The 16,166-nt window shown below is 73.5% G+C and carries 14 protein-coding genes; 7 read left to right on the forward strand and 7 right to left on the reverse strand.

Going from position 1 to position 16,166, the window contains the following annotated elements; genetic code table 11:
* Nucleotides 1-10: 10 nt before the first annotated feature.
* A complete protein-coding gene (locus BZZ08_RS07745) occupies nt 11-2,686 on the reverse strand; it encodes a SpoIIE family protein phosphatase (protein ID WP_241965403.1) in 2,676 nt (891 codons plus the stop codon).
* Between the two features lie 312 nt (nt 2,687-2,998).
* Here BZZ08_RS07745 and dhaK point away from each other — a divergent pair, with 312 nt between their 5' ends.
* The 3 genes from dhaK to BZZ08_RS07760 are packed head-to-tail and all read left to right on the forward strand — an operon-like array spanning nt 2,999 to nt 5,043.
* Complete coding sequence (dhaK, locus tag BZZ08_RS07750) at nt 2,999-3,991, forward strand: dihydroxyacetone kinase subunit DhaK (protein ID WP_104631387.1); 993 nt, start codon at nt 2,999-3,001, stop codon at nt 3,989-3,991.
* A gap of 49 nt (nt 3,992-4,040) precedes the next feature.
* A complete protein-coding gene (gene dhaL / locus BZZ08_RS07755) occupies nt 4,041-4,640 on the forward strand; it encodes a dihydroxyacetone kinase subunit DhaL (protein ID WP_104631388.1) in 600 nt (199 codons plus the stop codon).
* The gene (locus tag BZZ08_RS07760) at nt 4,633-5,043 is read left to right on the forward strand and encodes a PTS-dependent dihydroxyacetone kinase phosphotransferase subunit DhaM (protein WP_030182406.1); all 411 of its coding nucleotides are present in this window, start codon (nt 4,633-4,635) and stop codon (nt 5,041-5,043) included. The genes dhaL and BZZ08_RS07760 overlap by 8 nt, the downstream gene beginning before the upstream one ends.
* Before the next feature lie 49 nt (nt 5,044-5,092).
* On the opposite strand, the gene BZZ08_RS07765 is transcribed toward BZZ08_RS07760, so the two are convergent.
* Nucleotides 5,093-5,929, reverse strand: a complete 837-nt coding sequence (locus BZZ08_RS07765) for a glycoside hydrolase family 75 protein (protein ID WP_198601351.1) — start codon at nt 5,927-5,929, stop codon at nt 5,093-5,095.
* Nucleotides 5,930-6,328: 399 nt separating this feature from the next.
* Here BZZ08_RS07765 and BZZ08_RS07770 point away from each other — a divergent pair, with 399 nt between their 5' ends.
* Together BZZ08_RS07770 and BZZ08_RS07775 are read left to right on the forward strand one after the other, a co-directional pair.
* Nucleotides 6,329-7,318 carry a fibronectin type III domain-containing protein gene (locus BZZ08_RS07770; RefSeq protein ID WP_104631390.1) on the forward strand — a complete coding sequence of 330 codons (990 nt, stop codon included), beginning with the start codon at nt 6,329-6,331 and terminating at the stop codon, nt 7,316-7,318.
* Nucleotides 7,319-7,500: 182 nt separating this feature from the next.
* Nucleotides 7,501-8,058 (forward strand): hypothetical protein, encoded by a 558-nt coding sequence (locus BZZ08_RS07775; RefSeq protein ID WP_198601352.1) that lies wholly within the window; start codon nt 7,501-7,503, stop codon nt 8,056-8,058.
* Between the two features lie 28 nt (nt 8,059-8,086).
* Here BZZ08_RS07775 and BZZ08_RS07780 read toward each other — a convergent pair whose 3' ends face one another.
* The 4 genes from BZZ08_RS07780 to BZZ08_RS07795 all read right to left on the reverse strand — a co-directional run bounded on the left by BZZ08_RS07780 (nt 8,087) and on the right by BZZ08_RS07795 (nt 12,179).
* Nucleotides 8,087-8,638 carry a PadR family transcriptional regulator gene (locus BZZ08_RS07780; protein WP_104631392.1) on the reverse strand — a complete coding sequence of 184 codons (552 nt, stop codon included), beginning with the start codon at nt 8,636-8,638 and terminating at the stop codon, nt 8,087-8,089.
* Nucleotides 8,639-8,692: 54 nt separating this feature from the next.
* The gene (locus BZZ08_RS07785) at nt 8,693-10,708 is read right to left on the reverse strand and encodes an NADPH-dependent 2,4-dienoyl-CoA reductase (RefSeq protein WP_104631393.1); all 2,016 of its coding nucleotides are present in this window, start codon (nt 10,706-10,708) and stop codon (nt 8,693-8,695) included.
* A 111-nt stretch (nt 10,709-10,819) separates the two neighbouring features.
* Complete coding sequence (locus BZZ08_RS07790; RefSeq protein WP_104631394.1) at nt 10,820-11,191, reverse strand: hypothetical protein; 372 nt, start codon at nt 11,189-11,191, stop codon at nt 10,820-10,822.
* A gap of 91 nt (nt 11,192-11,282) precedes the next feature.
* The gene (locus BZZ08_RS07795; protein WP_104631395.1) at nt 11,283-12,179 is read right to left on the reverse strand and encodes a hypothetical protein; all 897 of its coding nucleotides are present in this window, start codon (nt 12,177-12,179) and stop codon (nt 11,283-11,285) included.
* A gap of 257 nt (nt 12,180-12,436) precedes the next feature.
* Here BZZ08_RS07795 and BZZ08_RS07800 point away from each other — a divergent pair, with 257 nt between their 5' ends.
* Complete coding sequence (locus tag BZZ08_RS07800; protein ID WP_104631396.1) at nt 12,437-14,548, forward strand: SpoIIE family protein phosphatase; 2,112 nt, start codon at nt 12,437-12,439, stop codon at nt 14,546-14,548.
* Here the strand turns inward: BZZ08_RS07800 and BZZ08_RS07805 are convergent.
* Entirely contained in the window at nt 14,538-15,380 is an 843-nt protein-coding gene (locus BZZ08_RS07805) for a putative protein N(5)-glutamine methyltransferase (RefSeq protein WP_104631397.1), read from the reverse strand. The two genes, BZZ08_RS07800 and BZZ08_RS07805, sit on opposite strands and share 11 nt — an antisense overlap.
* Before the next feature lie 273 nt (nt 15,381-15,653).
* On the opposite strand from BZZ08_RS07805, the gene BZZ08_RS07810 reads away from it, so the two are divergent.
* Nucleotides 15,654-16,148 carry a MarR family winged helix-turn-helix transcriptional regulator gene (locus tag BZZ08_RS07810; protein ID WP_104631398.1) on the forward strand — a complete coding sequence of 165 codons (495 nt, stop codon included), beginning with the start codon at nt 15,654-15,656 and terminating at the stop codon, nt 16,146-16,148.
* Nucleotides 16,149-16,166: the final 18 nt, after the last annotated feature.

Below are 16,166 nucleotides of genomic sequence, written 5' to 3' on the forward strand. Positions count from 1 at the left end.
GAGCTGATCCTCAGCGGGTCATGCCGTGGTCCTGAGCAAGTGACTGTTCGGCCCAGATGACTTTGCCGTGTCCCGAATAGCGCACACCCCACCGATCGGCGAGCTGGGCCACGAGGAACAGGCCACGCCCGCCCTCGTCGAAGTCGGCTGCCTGGATCACGCGCGGCGCGGTGCTGCTCGCGTCGTACACCTCGCAGATCAGGACCCGGTGCCGAAGCAGCCGGACGGTGATCGGCGGCGCGCCGTACCGTACGGCGTTCGTGATCAGTTCGCTGAGGATGAGTTCCGTGGTGAAACCCGTGTCGAGCCCCCACTCTTCCAGTTGTCGCATGCACTGGGCCCGGACAGCTCCGACTGCCTCGAAGTCGGCGGGAACGTCCCATTGAGCGATGTGCTCGGCCGGGAGGCGGCGGGCGCCGGCCACGAGCAGGGCGACGTCGTCGTGCGATCCGGTCGGCACCATCGTCTCGATGACGGTACGGCACGTGCTCTCACAGCCTGGTTCCGTGTCGGTGAGTACCGACCGCAGCAACTCCAGTCCGGCGTCGATGGTCCTGCCCCGACACTCCACAAGCCCGTCGGTGTAGAGAACGAGGCGGCTTCCGGGCGGAACGCCGATGTCGGTGGTCTGAAACGGAACGCTCCCCAGGCCGAGCGGCAGATTGGCCGGCACGTCGACGAACTCGACCGAGCCGTCGGGCAGGACCAGCGCGGGCGGTGGGTGTCCGGCGCCGGCGAGAACACACCGACCGCTGGTCGGGTCGTAGACCGCGTACACGAGGGTCGCGCCGGTGACGGTGTGGTCTTCGCCGCCTGCCCGGTATGCGGCGTCCAAGCGCGTGACGAGCTGGTCCAGGTGGAAGAGGAGGTCTTCCGGAGGCAGATCGAGGGCCGAGAAGGTGAGGACCGCGGTTCTCAGTCTGCCCATGGTGGCGGCGGCCTGGAGTCCGTGCCCGACCACGTCGCCCACCACCAGAGCGACCCGGGCGCCCGAAAGGGGGATGACGTCGAACCAGTCCCCGCCGACGCCTGCTCGGGCCGGCAGGTAGTGGTGGGCCACTTCCAGGGCGTCTTGCCGGGGCAGGTCCGGCGGCAGCAGGCTGCGCTGGAGGGAGACCGCGGTGGCGTGCTCCCGTGTGTAGCGGCGCGCGTTGTCGATGCACACCGCCGCGCGGGCCGTCAGTTCCTCCGCGGGCGACACGTCGTCCGGCTGGAACGGAGGTTGGCTCCCGCGCCAGAACATGACGAGTCCCAGTACGACCCCCCGGGCACGCAGGGGCACCGCGAGGAGCGAGTGGAAGCCCAGTCGCAGAACATGCCGCGCGCCTTCCGGATCCGGTACGCGCCAGTCCTGCGACCGTGTCAGATCGGGTACCAGGAGGGCGTCCTCACCGTCGATGGCCCGACGCTGCTGCGCGGCCGGCCCGTACTCCAGACTGCTGCTCGCCTCGTGGAAGGGCCAGGCGTCGACCGCTCCGCGCAGCGCTACGCGCCGCACTGACGACGTCACGCCCGGTACGGGTTCGTCTCCGCGCAGCACCGCGTCGAAGAGATCGACGGTGACCACGTCTGCGAACTGGGGGACGACGAGGTCCGCGAGCTCTTCGGCGGTACGCGCCACGTCCAGGGTGCTGCCGATCTCCGTGCTCGCCCGGTACAGCAGTTCCAGGCGTTCGTGTGCCACTTCCGCTCGCCCGGCGAGGGAGCGCAGCTCGGTGGTGTCACGCAGGGTGGCGACGCCTCCGGCCGGGCCGTGGCCGCCGCGGCCGGTCCGTCGCACGTTGACGGCGAGCAGGCGGCCGCCTACCGGCTGAACGGCGTCGTCCACACTCCGGTCGGACGTCAGGAGCCGCACCATCGAGACGGGCAGGCCGAGGTCGCGCAGCGGCCGGTGCTCCGCATCCGCAGGCAGGTGCAACAGCCTGCGCGCCTCGTCATTGACCAGCGACAACCGGCCGTCTGTCCCGATCACCAGGACCCCTTCGCGTGCCGCATGCAGCACCGCGTCATGGTGCTCGTACATGCGCGTCACCTCGGTCGGTCCGAGCCCGTGCGTCTGCCGGCGCAACCGCCGGCTCACCAGCCACGCCGCGCCGGTGGCCAACGCCAGGGATCCTGCGGCACCGGCTGCCAGCAGCGGAAGTTGCCGGTAGAAGGTGCTGCTCACCGTGCTGATCTCCAGGCCGGCCGTCACGATGCCCACGACGGTCCCGTCCGTGCCAGTGACCGGCACGACCGCGCGAACGGCGTCCGTCGGCTCTCCCCTGAACAGTTCGGTGTAGGACTCGCCGGCGAGCGCCCGGCCGAAGTTTCCGCTCGCACGCTTGCCGATCAGATCAGGCCGGGCGTCGGTGTAGCGGACACCGTGCCGATTCAGGGCGGCGATGAAGTCCACGCCCGAGGTCCGTCGAGCCTCTTCGGCCAGCGGCTGCAGCACAGCCGTCGGGTTCGTGCCGTTCACGGCTGCCGCGACGCCGGGGGAACTGGCGAAGCCCGCCGCCACCGCGAGCGCTTGGTGTCGCGCTCCACGCACCGTCTGGCTCCGCGTTTCGTACACCAGGGTGACGTCGCTCAGCACGGCGAGGAGCAGCATGACCAGCAACTGCAGAACGAAGACCTGCGCCGCAACGCTCTGCGGCCATGGCTTACGCGGTGCCGCTGATACGCCACTCATCCCCTTGGGCATTCGCCCGTTTTATCACCGTTGCGTCCTGAAATTTCGGTGGGGCGGGGTGCGCACGTTTGTGACGCTGGACGGCAGCCCCGGGGGCGGGGGCCGGCGTACGGCGGGAGCCTGTGTTCTGGTCGTGTCTGCCAGACCGGTACTCCCTGGCCTCCGCGGACGTCGCCTCGCGTGACCTTCGCGGGCGCAAGGTCGATACTGCCCCTGGAGGACTCCTGTCGGTCTGCAGTCGACTTGCCGCGAAGACCTGACGGTATGTCACCGAGGTCAAACACGGGTCACCGGCCCGTCCGCCAATCTGCCTAGGAGAGACCCTTGAGGATGCTCATCAACGTACCCGAGACCGTCGTCGCGGACGCGTTGCGCGGTATGGCTGCCGCCCATCCCGAGTTGGCCGTGGACGTCGAGAACAGGGTGATCGTGCGGCGGGACGCCCCGGTGTCCGGACAGGTCGCCCTGGTGTCCGGAGGCGGTTCCGGGCACGAGCCGCTGCACGGCGGGTTCGTGGGCCCGGGGATGCTGTCGGCCGCCTGTCCGGGTGAGGTGTTCACCTCGCCGGTGCCGGACCAGATGGTGCGGGCCGCGGCGGCCGTGGACAGCGGGGCCGGGGTGCTCTTCGTCGTCAAGAACTACACCGGCGACGTGCTCAACTTCGACATGGCCGCCGAACTGGCCGAGGACGAGGGCATCCGGGTCGCGAAGGTGCTGGTCAACGACGACGTGGCGGTCACGGACAGCCTCTACACCGCGGGCCGGCGCGGCACCGGGGCGACACTGTTCGTCGAGAAGATCGCGGGGGCCGCGGCGCGGGAGGGCCGGCCGCTGGAGCAGGTGGAGGCGATCGCCCGCCGGGTCAACGACAGCTCCCGCAGTTTCGGAGTGGCGCTCAGCGCCGTCACCACGCCGGCCAAGGGCAGCCCCACCTTCGACCTCCCCGCCGGTGAGCTGGAACTGGGCATCGGCATCCACGGGGAGCCCGGCCGGGAGCGCCGCCCGATGATGACCTCGGGCGAGATCGCCGAGGCGGCCGTGGACGCGGTGCTGACCGACCTCGGCCCGCGCAACCCCGTCCTGGTCCTGGTCAACGGCATGGGCGCGACGCCGCTGCTGGAGCTGTACGGCTTCAACGCCGAGGTGCAGCGGGTGCTCGGCGAACGCGGTGTGGCCGTCGCCCGCACCCTCGTCGGCAACTACGTCACCTCCCTCGACATGGCCGGCGCCTCGGTCACCCTGTGCGAGATCGACGAGGAGCTGCTCGGACTGTGGGACGCGCCGGTCAGCACCCCGGGTCTGCGATGGGGCATGTGACGGCGAGCCGGGGAAGAATCGCCACGTACCTACCAGGCAAGGAGATCCTGTGCTCGACGCCGACTTCTTCCGCCGTTGGATGACGGCGGCCACCGCGCTGGTCGACCGCGAGGCGGAGCGGCTCACCGCCCTCGACTCACCCATCGGCGACGCCGACCACGGCAGCAATCTCCAGCGCGGGTTCACCGCCGTGGCCGCCACGCTGGAGAAGGAGGCGCCCGACACTCCCGGCGCCGTCCTGATCCTCGCCGGGCGGCAGCTCATCTCCACGGTCGGCGGTGCCTCGGGGCCCCTGTACGGGACGCTGCTGCGCCGTACCGGCAAGGCCCTCGGGGACTCCCCCGAGGTGAGCGCGGAGCAGCTGGCCGAGGCGTTGCGGGCGGGCGTGGACGCCGTCCGGACGCTCGGCGGTGCCGCCCCGGGGGACAAGACGATGGTGGACGCCCTGGTGCCCGCCGTGGACGCCCTGGGCGACTCCTTCGCGGCGGCCCGTACGGCGGCCGCGGACGGGGCCGAGGCGACCACGCCGATGCAGGCCCGCAAGGGCAGGGCGAGCTATCTGGGTGAGCGCAGCATCGGACACCAGGACCCGGGGGCGACCTCGGCCGCCCTGCTCTTCGAGGCGCTGAAGGAGGCGGCCGGTGAGTGACGAGAAACTGGTGGGCGTCGTGCTGGTGTCCCACAGCGCCGAGGTCGCCGCGTCGGTGGCGGAGCTGGCGAAGGCCCTGTCGGGCGGCGCCGGGGCCGTGGCGGTCGCCCCCGCGGGCGGTACCGCGTCCGGGGAGTTCGGGACCAGTTCGGAACTGGTCGCGGCCGCCGCCGCGTCCGTGGACCGGGGCGCGGGCGTCGCCGTCCTCACCGACCTGGGCAGTGCGGTGCTCACCGTCAAGGCGCTGCTCGCCGAGGGCGACGAACTCCCGGAGAACACCCGGCTGGTGGACGCGCCCTTCGTGGAGGGCGCGGTGGCGGCGGTCGTCACGGCCTCGACGGGCGCCGACCTCGCGGCCGTGGAGGCGGCGGCCGCGGAGGCGTACTCCTACCGGAAGGTCTGATCGAAGGGTCCGGCCGGGAGGTCCGGGCGCAGGGCCCCGCCCGGTCCGCTCAGTCCCCGGCCACGAACCGCCGCGCCAGCCGCTCCCCCGCCTTCTCGGCCGCGGCCGTGTCCTCGATGGGCTCGGCCTCACTGCCCTTGAAGACGATGTACGTGACGTCGGAGGCCACGCCGCCGCCCGCGGGGTCCGCCGGGATGCCGAGGGAGCGTGCGGCGGCGTAGGAGGCCTCGCCGATCAGCTCGCTCGGGCCGACGTCGCCGACGACCGCGTACCGCACCCGGTCCCCGTGGACGAGGGCCGCGAGCGATCCGCCGCGGACGTCGTCCTCGCGGTGGTCCCAGGTGTCGCTGGGTCCGGGCACGACGACGTAGGGCAGGCGTTCGGCGTCCAGCGGGCGGCCGTCGGACTCCGTGAACGCGGTGGCGGGGCTGAACTGCGGGTCGGTGCGGGCGTTGCACCGGTCGCCGGGCCGGCCGTCGCAGTCGACGTCCAGGTCGGCCTTCCAGTACACGGCGTCCCGCGTGCCGCACACCGGGATGTCCGCCGGTGCTCCGGCGTCGCTGCGGTAGCGCCCGCGCGAGACGGGTGCGCAGTCCCGCACCTTGGCCAGCAGGTCGGCGGCGCGGACGGGTTCCCCGCTCCCGTCCCGCTGCGGACGGGCCCCGGCCCGCGAGCGGGGTTCGGACGGCCCGGCCGGGACGTGCGGAACGGGGCCCGTTCGGACTCCGGACCGGTCCGCGCGCAGGCTCCCGGTCCGGTCCAGGACGCCGGGCAGCAGGACCCGCGCCGGCGGGTGGGGGCGCGGCGGGGGCGGAGCGTCGGGGAACGTCGTGGGGGCGAGCAGGGCGGCGCTGGCCGCGACCAGTGTCAGCGACTGGACACGCACGATGGGACCTCTCCTCGGGGACATGGGCGGGCACTCGGCCCCATGTGTCCCCCAAACGCTCGCGCGGCCACCTTTCACAGGGCCAGACGGTGCACGCCCGCCGTGCGCCCCGCGTCCCGGGGACGCGCGACCGGGGGCGGGCGGGCCGGGCCTGGTCCGGCTCCGGCCCACCCGGCCGCTCATGCCGGCGCGGGTCGGCGACGACAGCGGTCCGCGCGCCGTCGGCGCGAACTTCCCCGGGTTTCCCGGGAGTTCGGCCGTGAGGTGACTCAGCATACGTAACCCGCCCGGGTGCGGTTCACCCGCGGCCCTCTTGATGTGATCGCGCCACGGCGGCATATTGGTCCGGACCTTTACAGCCGTCGCCGTCGAAGCCGGCGCCACCGGGGAGGCAGAGCCGTGCGCGAGGTTTCCGTTCCCGCTCTCCCGCGCCGCTGCGCCCTGTTCTGCGGGGCGCTCCTCCTGCTCACGTCCTGCGGCTGGGGCTCGGCCGGGGACGGTGGCGGTGAGGGCGGCGGTCTGCCCGCGGTACCCACGGGCGTCACCGCGAAGGCCGGCAGCGCGACCACCGTGCACGTGATGTGGAACGCGGTCGAGGACGTCGAGACCTACGAGGTCTACCGCGGGGGCACCCTGGTGAAGGAGGTGCCGGCGGCCGAGCGGATGGTGGACGTCGTCCGGCTGCGCCCCTCGACGGCGTACGTCTTCACCGTGCGGGCGCGGGACGCCGACGGGAGGCTCGGTCCGCGCAGCCGGGAGGTGCGGGCGACCACTCCCGGCGCGGTCGCCGACGACTCCGCTCCGACCCGCCCGGGGGACGTCCACGGCCGGGCGGCGGGCGGCCGTGCGGTCCAGCTCACCTGGTCGGCCGCGAAGGACAACCAGGGTGTGGTGTCGTACGACGTCTACCAGGGCGGCACGAAGGTCCACAGCGTCGGTGGCCATCAGACGGCGGCCGTGGTCACGGGGCTGCGGGCGGGCACCCGCTACTCGTTCACCGTGCGGGCGCGGGACGCCGCCGACAACGTCTCCCCCGCGGGCGCCGCCGTCCGGCTCACCACCCCGGGCACCGACGACGGACACGCCACCGCGCCCACGCGGCTGCGCGCCGCCTCGCACCGGGCCGACGGCGCCTACTACCTCGACCTCTCCTGGGTCCCGCCGCACGCGGAGACCCCGGTGACCGAGTACCAGATCCACCTGGACGGCCGGGCGGCGACCTCGCTGGTCTACGGCGCCGACGCGCCGCGCGACCGCGCCGAGTACAGCTTCTACGCCGGACGCGAGGCCGGCGTCACGCACCGGGTGAAGGTCCGGGCGAGGCTGGCCGACGGAACCTGGGGCGGCTTCTCGGCGGAGCGGAAGGTGACCACGGGAGCGGGCCGGTGACCTGACGCCCGGTCGGCTCAGGTGTCCGGCGCGGTCCGGTCCGGCGGACGCGTCACCTGGCCGGTCGCGCTCCGCATGCGGGCCCGGCCGGCGCCCTGTTGGCTGCCAGAGGGGGCACGGGCGTTCCCGATCCCGGCGGCGCAAGGATGTACCGCCGACCGTGCCGCCGGAGGGCAGTCCACATGCGCATCTCATCGCCACTTCTCCGCTCCGGTGCCACGGTGGCGGCCGCCGCCGCGCTGCCCGTCGCCCTGGCCGCCGGACCGGCTGCGGCGGGACCGGGGATCTCCGTGAGCACCACCGGGACCACGGTGTCGGTCACGACCACGGCCTGCGCCCAGCTCAACGGCAGTTGGGGCACCGCCTCGCTGCTCACCAGCAGTCAGCGGGACTTCGCCCAGGGACGCCAGGTGGCGCTGTCCGGCAGCGGTTCGGGCCAGTCCGCGGCCTGGTCGGGAATCTCGCCGGGCACGTACACGGTGATCGTCATGTGCTCCAACAACAGCACCGCGGGCACCCAGACGGTCATCGTCTCCTCGGCCCCCTCCCCCAGGCCCTCGCCGAGCCGCTCCGCCACCCCCGCCCCGTCCGCGTCGCCGGGCGGCGTCATGGGCGGTCTGGGCGGAGCCGTCCAGGACTACGGCACGGCCACCCTGGTGGCGGGCGGCGCGCTGGTGGGGGCCGGCGTCATCGCCGCGGCCTGGTTCCTGCGCCGCCGCTCGAAGCCGTACCGGTTCTGAGCGGGGGCCCACGGGGCCGCCGGGCCGGTCAGGCCGGTTCGTCGCCGGGCAGCTCGGCGAACTGGGCCAGGGCGTGCCTGAGCCACTGGGTCCAGAACGTCTCCAGGTCGATGCCGGCCCGCAGCACCAGGTGGCGCAGCCGGTCCTCGGTGCTGTCCCGGCCGGGCGGGAAGTCGCGCCGCTCGATCTCCTCGTACTCGGCCAACTGCCGCTCGTGCAGCTCCAGGTGGCGTCTCAGGTCCGACTCGACCCCGTCGGTGCCGACCACGGCGGCGGCGCGCAGGCGCAGCAGCATCGTGTCCCGCAGGGGCTTGGGGTCCTGCGGGGTCGCGGTCCAGCGGGACAGTTCGGCGCGGCCCGCGGGCAGGACCTCGTACGACTTCTTCTGCCCGCGGGCCGGCTGCCGATCGGGCAGGGCCCGGATCAGGCCCTGCGCCTCCAGTTTTCCCAGCTCGCGATAGATCTGCTGGTGCGTCGCCGACCAGAAGTAGCCGATCGACCGGTCGAACCGGCGGGTCAGCTCCAGCCCCGAGGACGGCTTTTCGACCAGGGCGGTGAGGATCGCGTGCGGGAGTGACATGGCCTCATCCTAGGGACGGGCCGCCCGCCGTCCGCTCTCCGCCCGCGCCCTGCCCTACAGTGCCGCCGCCAGCTCGGTGCCCTGCTTGACGGCGCGCTTGGCGTCCAGTTCGGCGGCCACGTCGGCGCCGCCGATGAGGTGTGCGCTGTGTCCGGCGGCGACCAGGTCGTCGTACAGGCCCCGGCTCGGCTCCTGGCCGGTGCACAGGACGACCGTGTCGACCTCCAGCACGGTGGACTCGTCGCCGACGGTGATGTGCAGCCCGGCGTCGTCGATCCGGTCGTAGCGGACGCCCGGGACCATGGTGACGCCGCGGTGCTTGAGCTCAGTGCGGTGGATCCAGCCGGTGGTCCGGCCCAGTCCCGCCCCGACCTTGGACGTCTTGCGCTGGAGCAGGTGGACGGTGCGCGGCGGTGCGGGGCGTTCGGGCGCGGCGAGGCCGCCGGGGGCTCGGTAGCCGGTGTCGACGCCCCAGAGGCGGAAGTACGTCTCCGGGTCCTCGTGCGCCTTGTCGCCGCCGTCGGTGAGGTACTCGGCGACGTCGAAGCCGATGCCGCCCGCGCCGAGGATCGCGACGCGCTCGCCGACGGGGGCGCCCTCGCGCAGGACGTCGAGGTAACCGACGACGGAGGGGTGGTCGACGCCGGGGATGTCGGGCGTGCGGGGGGTGACGCCGGTGGCGACGACGACCTCGTCGTGGCCGGTGAGGTCGTCGACGCCGACGCGGGTGTTCAGGCGCACGTCGACGCCGTGTGCCGCGAGCTGGGTACGGAAGTAGCGCAGCGTCTCGTCGAACTCCTGCTTGCCGGGGACCTTGCGGGCGACGTTCAGCTGCCCGCCGATCTCGCTCGCGGCGTCGAACAGGGTGACCTCGTGGCCGCGTTCGGCGGCGCTCACCGCGCAGGCGAGGCCGGCCGGTCCGGCGCCGACGACGGCGACGCGCTTGCGCCGCCGGGTCGGGGACAGGACCAGCTCGGTCTCGTGGCAGGCGCGCGGGTTGACCAGGCAGGAGGTGATCCGGCCGCTGAACGTGTGATCCAGGCAGGCCTGGTTGCAGCCGATGCAGGTGTTGATGGCCTCGGGGCGGCCGGCCGCGGCCTTGGCGACGAAGTCGGGGTCGGCGAGCATCGGGCGGGCCATCGAGACCATGTCGGCCGTGCCCTCGGCGAGCAGTGCCTCGGCCACTTCGGGGGTGTTGATGCGGTTGGTGGTGACGAGCGGCACGGCCACCTGGCCCATCAGCTTCCTGGTGACCCAGGTGTAGGCGCCGCGGGGCACGGAGGTGGCGATGGTGGGGATGCGGGCCTCGTGCCAGCCGATGCCGGTGTTGATGATCGTGGCTCCGGCGGTCTCGACGGCCTGGGCGAGGGTGATCACCTCGTCGAGGGTGGAGCCGCCGGGCACCAGGTCGAGCATGGAGAGGCGGTAGATCACGATGAAGTCCTCGCCGACCGCCTCGCGCACCCGGCGGACGATCTCGACGGGGAAGCGCGTGCGGTTCTCGTAGGAGCCGCCCCAGCGGTCGGTGCGGTGGTTGGTCCGCGCGGCGATGAACTCGTTGATCAGGTAGCCCTCGGAACCCATGATCTCGACGCCGTCGTACCCGGCCTCGCGGGCGAGGCGGGCGGTGCGGACGTAGTCGTCGATGGTGCGCTCGATCTCGGCGTCGGTCAGCTCGCGCGGCACGTGCGGGCTGATCGGGGCCTGGAGCGGGCTCGGGGCGACCAGGTCGGCGTGGTAGGCGTAGCGGCCGAAGTGCAGGATCTGCAGGGCGATGCGGCCGCCCTCGCGGTGCACGGCGTCGGTGACCACACGGTGGCGGTCCGCCTCCGCCTCGGTGGTGAGCTTGGCGCCGCCCTCGTACGGGCGGCCCTCGTCGTTGGGGGCGATGCCGCCGGTGACGATCAGGCCCACTCCGCCGCGGGCCCGGGCGGCGTAGAAGGCGGCCATCCGCTCGAACCCGCGCTCGGCCTCCTCCAGGCCGACATGCATGGAGCCCATCAGGACCCGGTTGGGGAGCGTGGTGAAGCCCAGGTCGAGCGGGCTCAGCAGGTGCGGGTAACGGCTCATCGGGCCCTCCGTGCGCGGTGACGTGCCTCTGTTGTAGAGGACGGCCACCCCATTGTGCAACTAGTTGCACAATGGGGTGGCGCACACCTCACCGCACCCGGCGGGACCGGCTCAGCGGCTCTCGAGCCGTACGTGCAGTTCCCGCTCCTGGTCCCCGGAGGCCTGACTCAGGTCGTGCACGGTGAACAGGGAGTCCAGGGTGGTGCGGAGCCTCTCGACCGCCCAGTAGCCGCCCTGCGCGTCGGCCTCCACGGACGCCCCGAGCCGGGCGGGGCCGCACTCGCCCCGCTGCTCGTCGGCCACGTCGAAGGTGCCGAGCCACACGGTCGGGCGCACCTCGTCGTACTCCCGGGTCACGTCGCCCGTGTGCCGGTCGGAGGAGAAGCACGCGCACAGGGTGTCGAACACGGTCCGGGCGTCCTCCTTGCTGCACCCGCTCAGCTCCACCGAGACGGACTCCGGATGCAGTCGCTCACCGTCCATCGTGATCGCTCCCTCTCGTGGTCATGGCAGATACCGCTCTCGCCGTACCACCAGAAAAGCACCACCGGCGGCCCGGCGCGAAGGGGCCGGGTCAGCCCCGGGTGAACCGGTACGTCTTGCTGTCGGTGAGCACGCAGAACCCGGGCGACACGACGATCACGCGCAGGGTGCCGGTACGCCGGTCGTAGTCGACGCCCTCCGCCTCGAAGCCCCCGGAGCAGGCGCTGCGCAGGGGCAGCTGCCGCAGCGCGGTGACGTGCCCGGTGACGTCGGCGGTGCCGTTCGGCGCCGCCGACAGGTCGATCCTCAGCAGCGGCTTGGTGATGCCGAAGAGGGTGCCTTCCGGGTCGTCGGAGGAGCACAGCAGCGTGGTGGCGTCCAGGAAGTCGCAGCCCTGGACGTCGCGCACGGCGTGGTCCAGGTGGACGGTGGCCGCCTGCGGGAGGTTCGCCGAGGGCGAGGTGGCGGGGTTGACGCCCGGGGTCGGGAAGACCAGCAGCCGGTTCATGGTGCCCCACTCGCCCGCCAGCATCCACTGCCCGTCGGGCGAGACGGCGGACCACGAGTTGTTCGGCGCCTCGCCGGGGCTCAGCGTGTGCACGTACTCCGACCAGGTCCCGTCCGGTGCCTGCACGCGGAACATCTTCGTGTTGCCGTCGTCTCGCTGGTACGGCTCGACGTAGTGGCCGTCGTAGGAGGCGTCCGGGTCGCCGACGTGGTTCCAGCCGCGGGCACTGAGGCCGAGCGGAATGGTGCCGATCCCGGTGTAGCGGTTGGGGCTGCCCGCCGGGACCTCCACCGAGGCCAGGCCCTGGCTCTCGGTCAGCGGGTCGGCCCGGTCGGAGCCCACCTCGGTCCAGGTGTCGGCGGCCCGGGCGCCCTCTGCGGCGGCGTCCGCCCGGGCCGGGCCCGCGAGGACGGCGGAGAGGGTGAGGACGGCGAGTCCGGTCAGGGCGGCGTGACAACGTTGCCGGGCACGCAGGGGCATCGGGGGCTCCTTGGTGGGGGTGGCCGGGCGGCACGGGACGGGCGTGGGGCACTCGGCGCACAGTCTGACCCGGCCACGGAGTCATGTACAGACCAACTTCGGACGTGCTTCGTGCGGCGCTCCCCGGCCTGCGGGGAGATGCTGGGGGGAGACGGCGGAGCCGTGACGAACCGGTCCTCGGCGCGGTGGAACGCGGTGGGACAAGGAGGTCGGCATCGCGGGGCGTGCCGCGTCGAACGGCGAAGGCGGGGCGTGGGATGAGTGCAGCGGGGTCTGCCGGGTTCGAGGGCGAGCCGTCGCCGCGTGGCCCGGTGCGGCCCAGCGGGCTGCTCGACCTGCTGAACGTGGCCTCGATCGTGCTGGACGCCGAGGGCCGGATCGTCCTGTGGAGCCCGCAGGCCGAGGAGCTGTTCGGCTACTCCGCGCGGGAGGCGCTGGGGCGGTACGCCGCCCGCATCATGGTCCACGAACGCCATCTCGACCTGGTCGTGAAGCTGTTCGAGGACGTCATGAGGACCGGCCGGAGCTGGGCCGGCGCCTTCCCCGTCCGGCACAAGGACGGCGGCACCCGGCTGGTGGAGTTCCGCAACATGCGCCTCCTGGACGACCGGGGGGACGTCTACGCCCTCGGACTCGCGGCCGACCAGTCGATGGTCCGCCGCCTGGAGCGGGACGTCGCCCTCTCCACGAGGGTGATCATGCAGTCCCCGATCGGTCTGGCCGTTCTGGACTCCGAGTTGCGGTACGTCTCGGTCAACCCGGCCCTGGAACGGATGAACGGCGTCCCCGCCGAGGACCACCTCGGCCGGACCATCCGTGAGCTGCTGCCGCAGGTGGACGCCGACCCGCTGGAGGCGGCGGCACGCGAGGTGCTGGAGACCGGACGGCCGGTCGTCGACCGGACCGCGACCGGGCGGACCCCCTCCGACCCGGCCGAGGAGCACACCTGGTCGGTCTCGCTGTACCGGCTGGAGGACGCCCTGGGCGCCGTACTGGGTGTGGCCGTCTCGGTCGTCGACGTCACCGAGCAGTACCGGACGGCGGCCGAGGCCGAGCGCGCGCGGCGCCGGCTGGCCGCCGTCGCGGACGCCTCCGCCCGGATCGGCACCACGCTGCAACTGGACCGCACCGCGTACGAGCTGGCCGACGTGGCCGTGCCCGGCCTCGCCGACATCGCCGCCGTCGACCTGCTGGACGCCGTGGTCGAGGGCCGGCGCAGCACGCTGGGGCCGGCCGAACCCGCGGTGATCAGGGCGCTGGCCGTGCGCGCCGACGACTGCGCCGGGGACGCGCTGCGGGCGGCCGACCCGCCCGGCCGGGTCGCCCGGTACGGACCGGACCGCCTGGTCACCGAGTGCGTGCGCACCGGCCGGCCGGTGATGGTGGCGCGGGTGACGCTGGAGGACCTGGAACGCGTCGCCCGCTCGCCGGAGGCGGCCGAGCTGCTGCGCCGGGCGGGCGTCCACTCGTACCTGGCCGTGCCGCTGATCGCGCGGGGCGAGGTGCTCGGCGCCCTGGACCTGAAGCGGATCGCCAACCCCGTGCCGTTCGACGAGGACGACCTGCTGCTGGCCCGGGAGCTGGCCGCGCGGGCGGCGCTGCAGATCGACAACGCCCGCTGGTACCAGAACGCCCGCGACACCGCCCTCACCCTCCAGCGCAGCCTGCTGCCCAGCCATCCGCCGGTGACCGGCGGGCTCGAGGTCGCCTCCCGCTACCAGCCGGCCGGGGGCACCAGCGAGGTCGGCGGCGACTGGTTCGACGTGATCGAGCTGGCGGGCGGCAGGACCGCGCTGGTGGTGGGCGACGTGATGGGCAGCGGCATCGCGGCGGCGGCCTCCATGGGGCGGCTGCGCACCGCGACGAACACCCTGGCCGCCCTCGAACTGGACCCCGCGCAGCTGCTCGGGCACCTGGAGCGGACCACGGCGGGTCTCGACCAGGCCATCGCCACCTGTCTGTACGCCGTCCACGACCCGCACCGGCGGCGGTGCCTGATCGCCAACGCCGGGCATCTGCCCCCGGTCCGCCTGCGGGCCGGCCGGCCGGCCGAGCTGCTGGACCTGCCCACCGGGGTACCGCTCGGGGTGGGCGGCGTCGCCTTCACCACCACCGAGGTCGGCCTGGAGCCGGGCGACCGGCTGGTCTTCTACACGGACGGCCTGGTCGAGACGCGCAGACATCCGCTGGACGAGCGGCTGGACGCGCTGCTCGCCCTCCTGGAGGGTCCGGACCGCCCTCTGGAGGAGGTCTGCGACCTGCTGCTGCGCACCCTGCACGAGCCGGAGAACTCCGACGACGTGGCCCTGCTGATCGCCCGGGCCACGCCGCCGGGCTCGCGGTACGGGGCGCGGACGGTCAGCCCCTGACGCCGATCACCACGTGGGCGTACCGCTCCTCGCAGACCGCGAGACGGGTGGTCAGGCCGGCCCGGGTGAAGGCGGCGACGGCGTCGGGCGCCTGGCGTTCGCTCGTCTCGGCCAGCAGGCAGCCGCCCGGGGCGAGCCAGCCGGGCGCCGCGGCCGCGACCCTGCGCAGCACGTCGAGGCCGTCGGTGCCGCCGTCCAGGGCGACCAGCGGTTCGTGGTCGCGGGCCTCGGCGGGCAGCAGGGCGACCTCGTCCGTGGGGACGTACGGCACGTTGGCCGCGAGGATGTCCACCCGGCCGCGCAGCGCGTCGGGCAGCGCGTCGAACAGGTCACCGGCGTACACCCGGCCGCCCGCGTCCGCGAGGTTGCCGCGGGCGCAGCGCACCGCGGCGGGATCGACGTCGGCGGCGTGCACCTCGGGACGGTCGAGGGCGGCCGCCAGGGCCGCGCCGACGGCCCCGGAGCCGCAGCACAGGTCCACGACGACCTTCGCGCGCGGTGCGTGGGCCAGGGCCTGGGACACCAGGAACTCGGTCCGGCGGCGGGGCACGAAGACGCCGGGGGCGACCGCGATGCGCAGGCCGCGGAACTCGGCCCAGCCCAGGACCAGTTCGAGGGGCAGGCCGGTGACCCGGCGGTCGACCAGCGCGGTGAGTTCCGCGGCGGTGCGGGCGGCGGTCAGCAGGAGCGCGGCCTCGTCCTCGGCGAAGACGCATCCTGCGGCACGCAGCGCGGCCACGACGGCGTCACGCGACGGGAGAGCCGCCGAGAACGGGGCGACGAGGTCCGGGGAGGACGCGGGGGTGGGCGAAGCGGGGAAGGTGGGAGGCATGGAAGCCGAGAGCCTTTCGGGAACCGAAGGGCGCTCTCCCGGTCACTCGTTTCCGGTGACCGCACTGCCGTGAGGTGAGAGCACCCGGGCCGACACAGCGGTAATCGGTCTCACCTCCCAGTCGTCCGGCGGCCGGGGCGGTCCGCGGCCGACGGTCACATTACCCCAATGATCAGACGCCGAGGGCCTCCCGCACGTGGTTGACCAGTGCCACCTCCTGGTCAAAGTTGTACTGTGCAACCAGCGCTGCGGAGGAGAAGCGGAGGAGGAACCGTGACGGCTGCCGAGACACCGGACGAGACGACCGTCGCTCCCGGCGGACGCCCCGCGGACGCGGCCGTGGAGACCATCCAGCGCGAGATGACGGTCTTCGCCCGCCGGGCCCGCGCCTCCGCGGGACGCATGCATCCGGAACTGTCGCTGGTGTCGTACACGCTGCTCGGTCACCTGGAGGAGCGGGACGGCCGCCGGGCCACGGACCTGGCCGCCCACTACGCCCTGGACAAGTCCACCGTCAGCCGCCAGGTGTCCGCGCTGGAGCGCGCCGGGCTGATCGAGCGGCGCGTCGACCCGGACGACCACCGCGTCCAGGTCCTGCACCTGACGGAGTCCGGACGGCACGCCCTGGACCGGGTCACCGAGCGCCGCAGGACCGCCTTCCGGGAGCGGCTGGCCGACTGGCCCGAGGAGGACCTGCTCCGCTTCGCCGCGTATCTGGAGCGGTACAACGCGTGGCCGGGCGCGGCCCCCGGCGGGGACCCGGTCTGAGCGGCGCCGGGGACACGT

Origin of the sequence: Streptomyces sp. MH60, assembly GCF_002939385.1 — a bacterium.
Classification (GTDB): domain Bacteria; phylum Actinomycetota; class Actinomycetes; order Streptomycetales; family Streptomycetaceae; genus Streptomyces.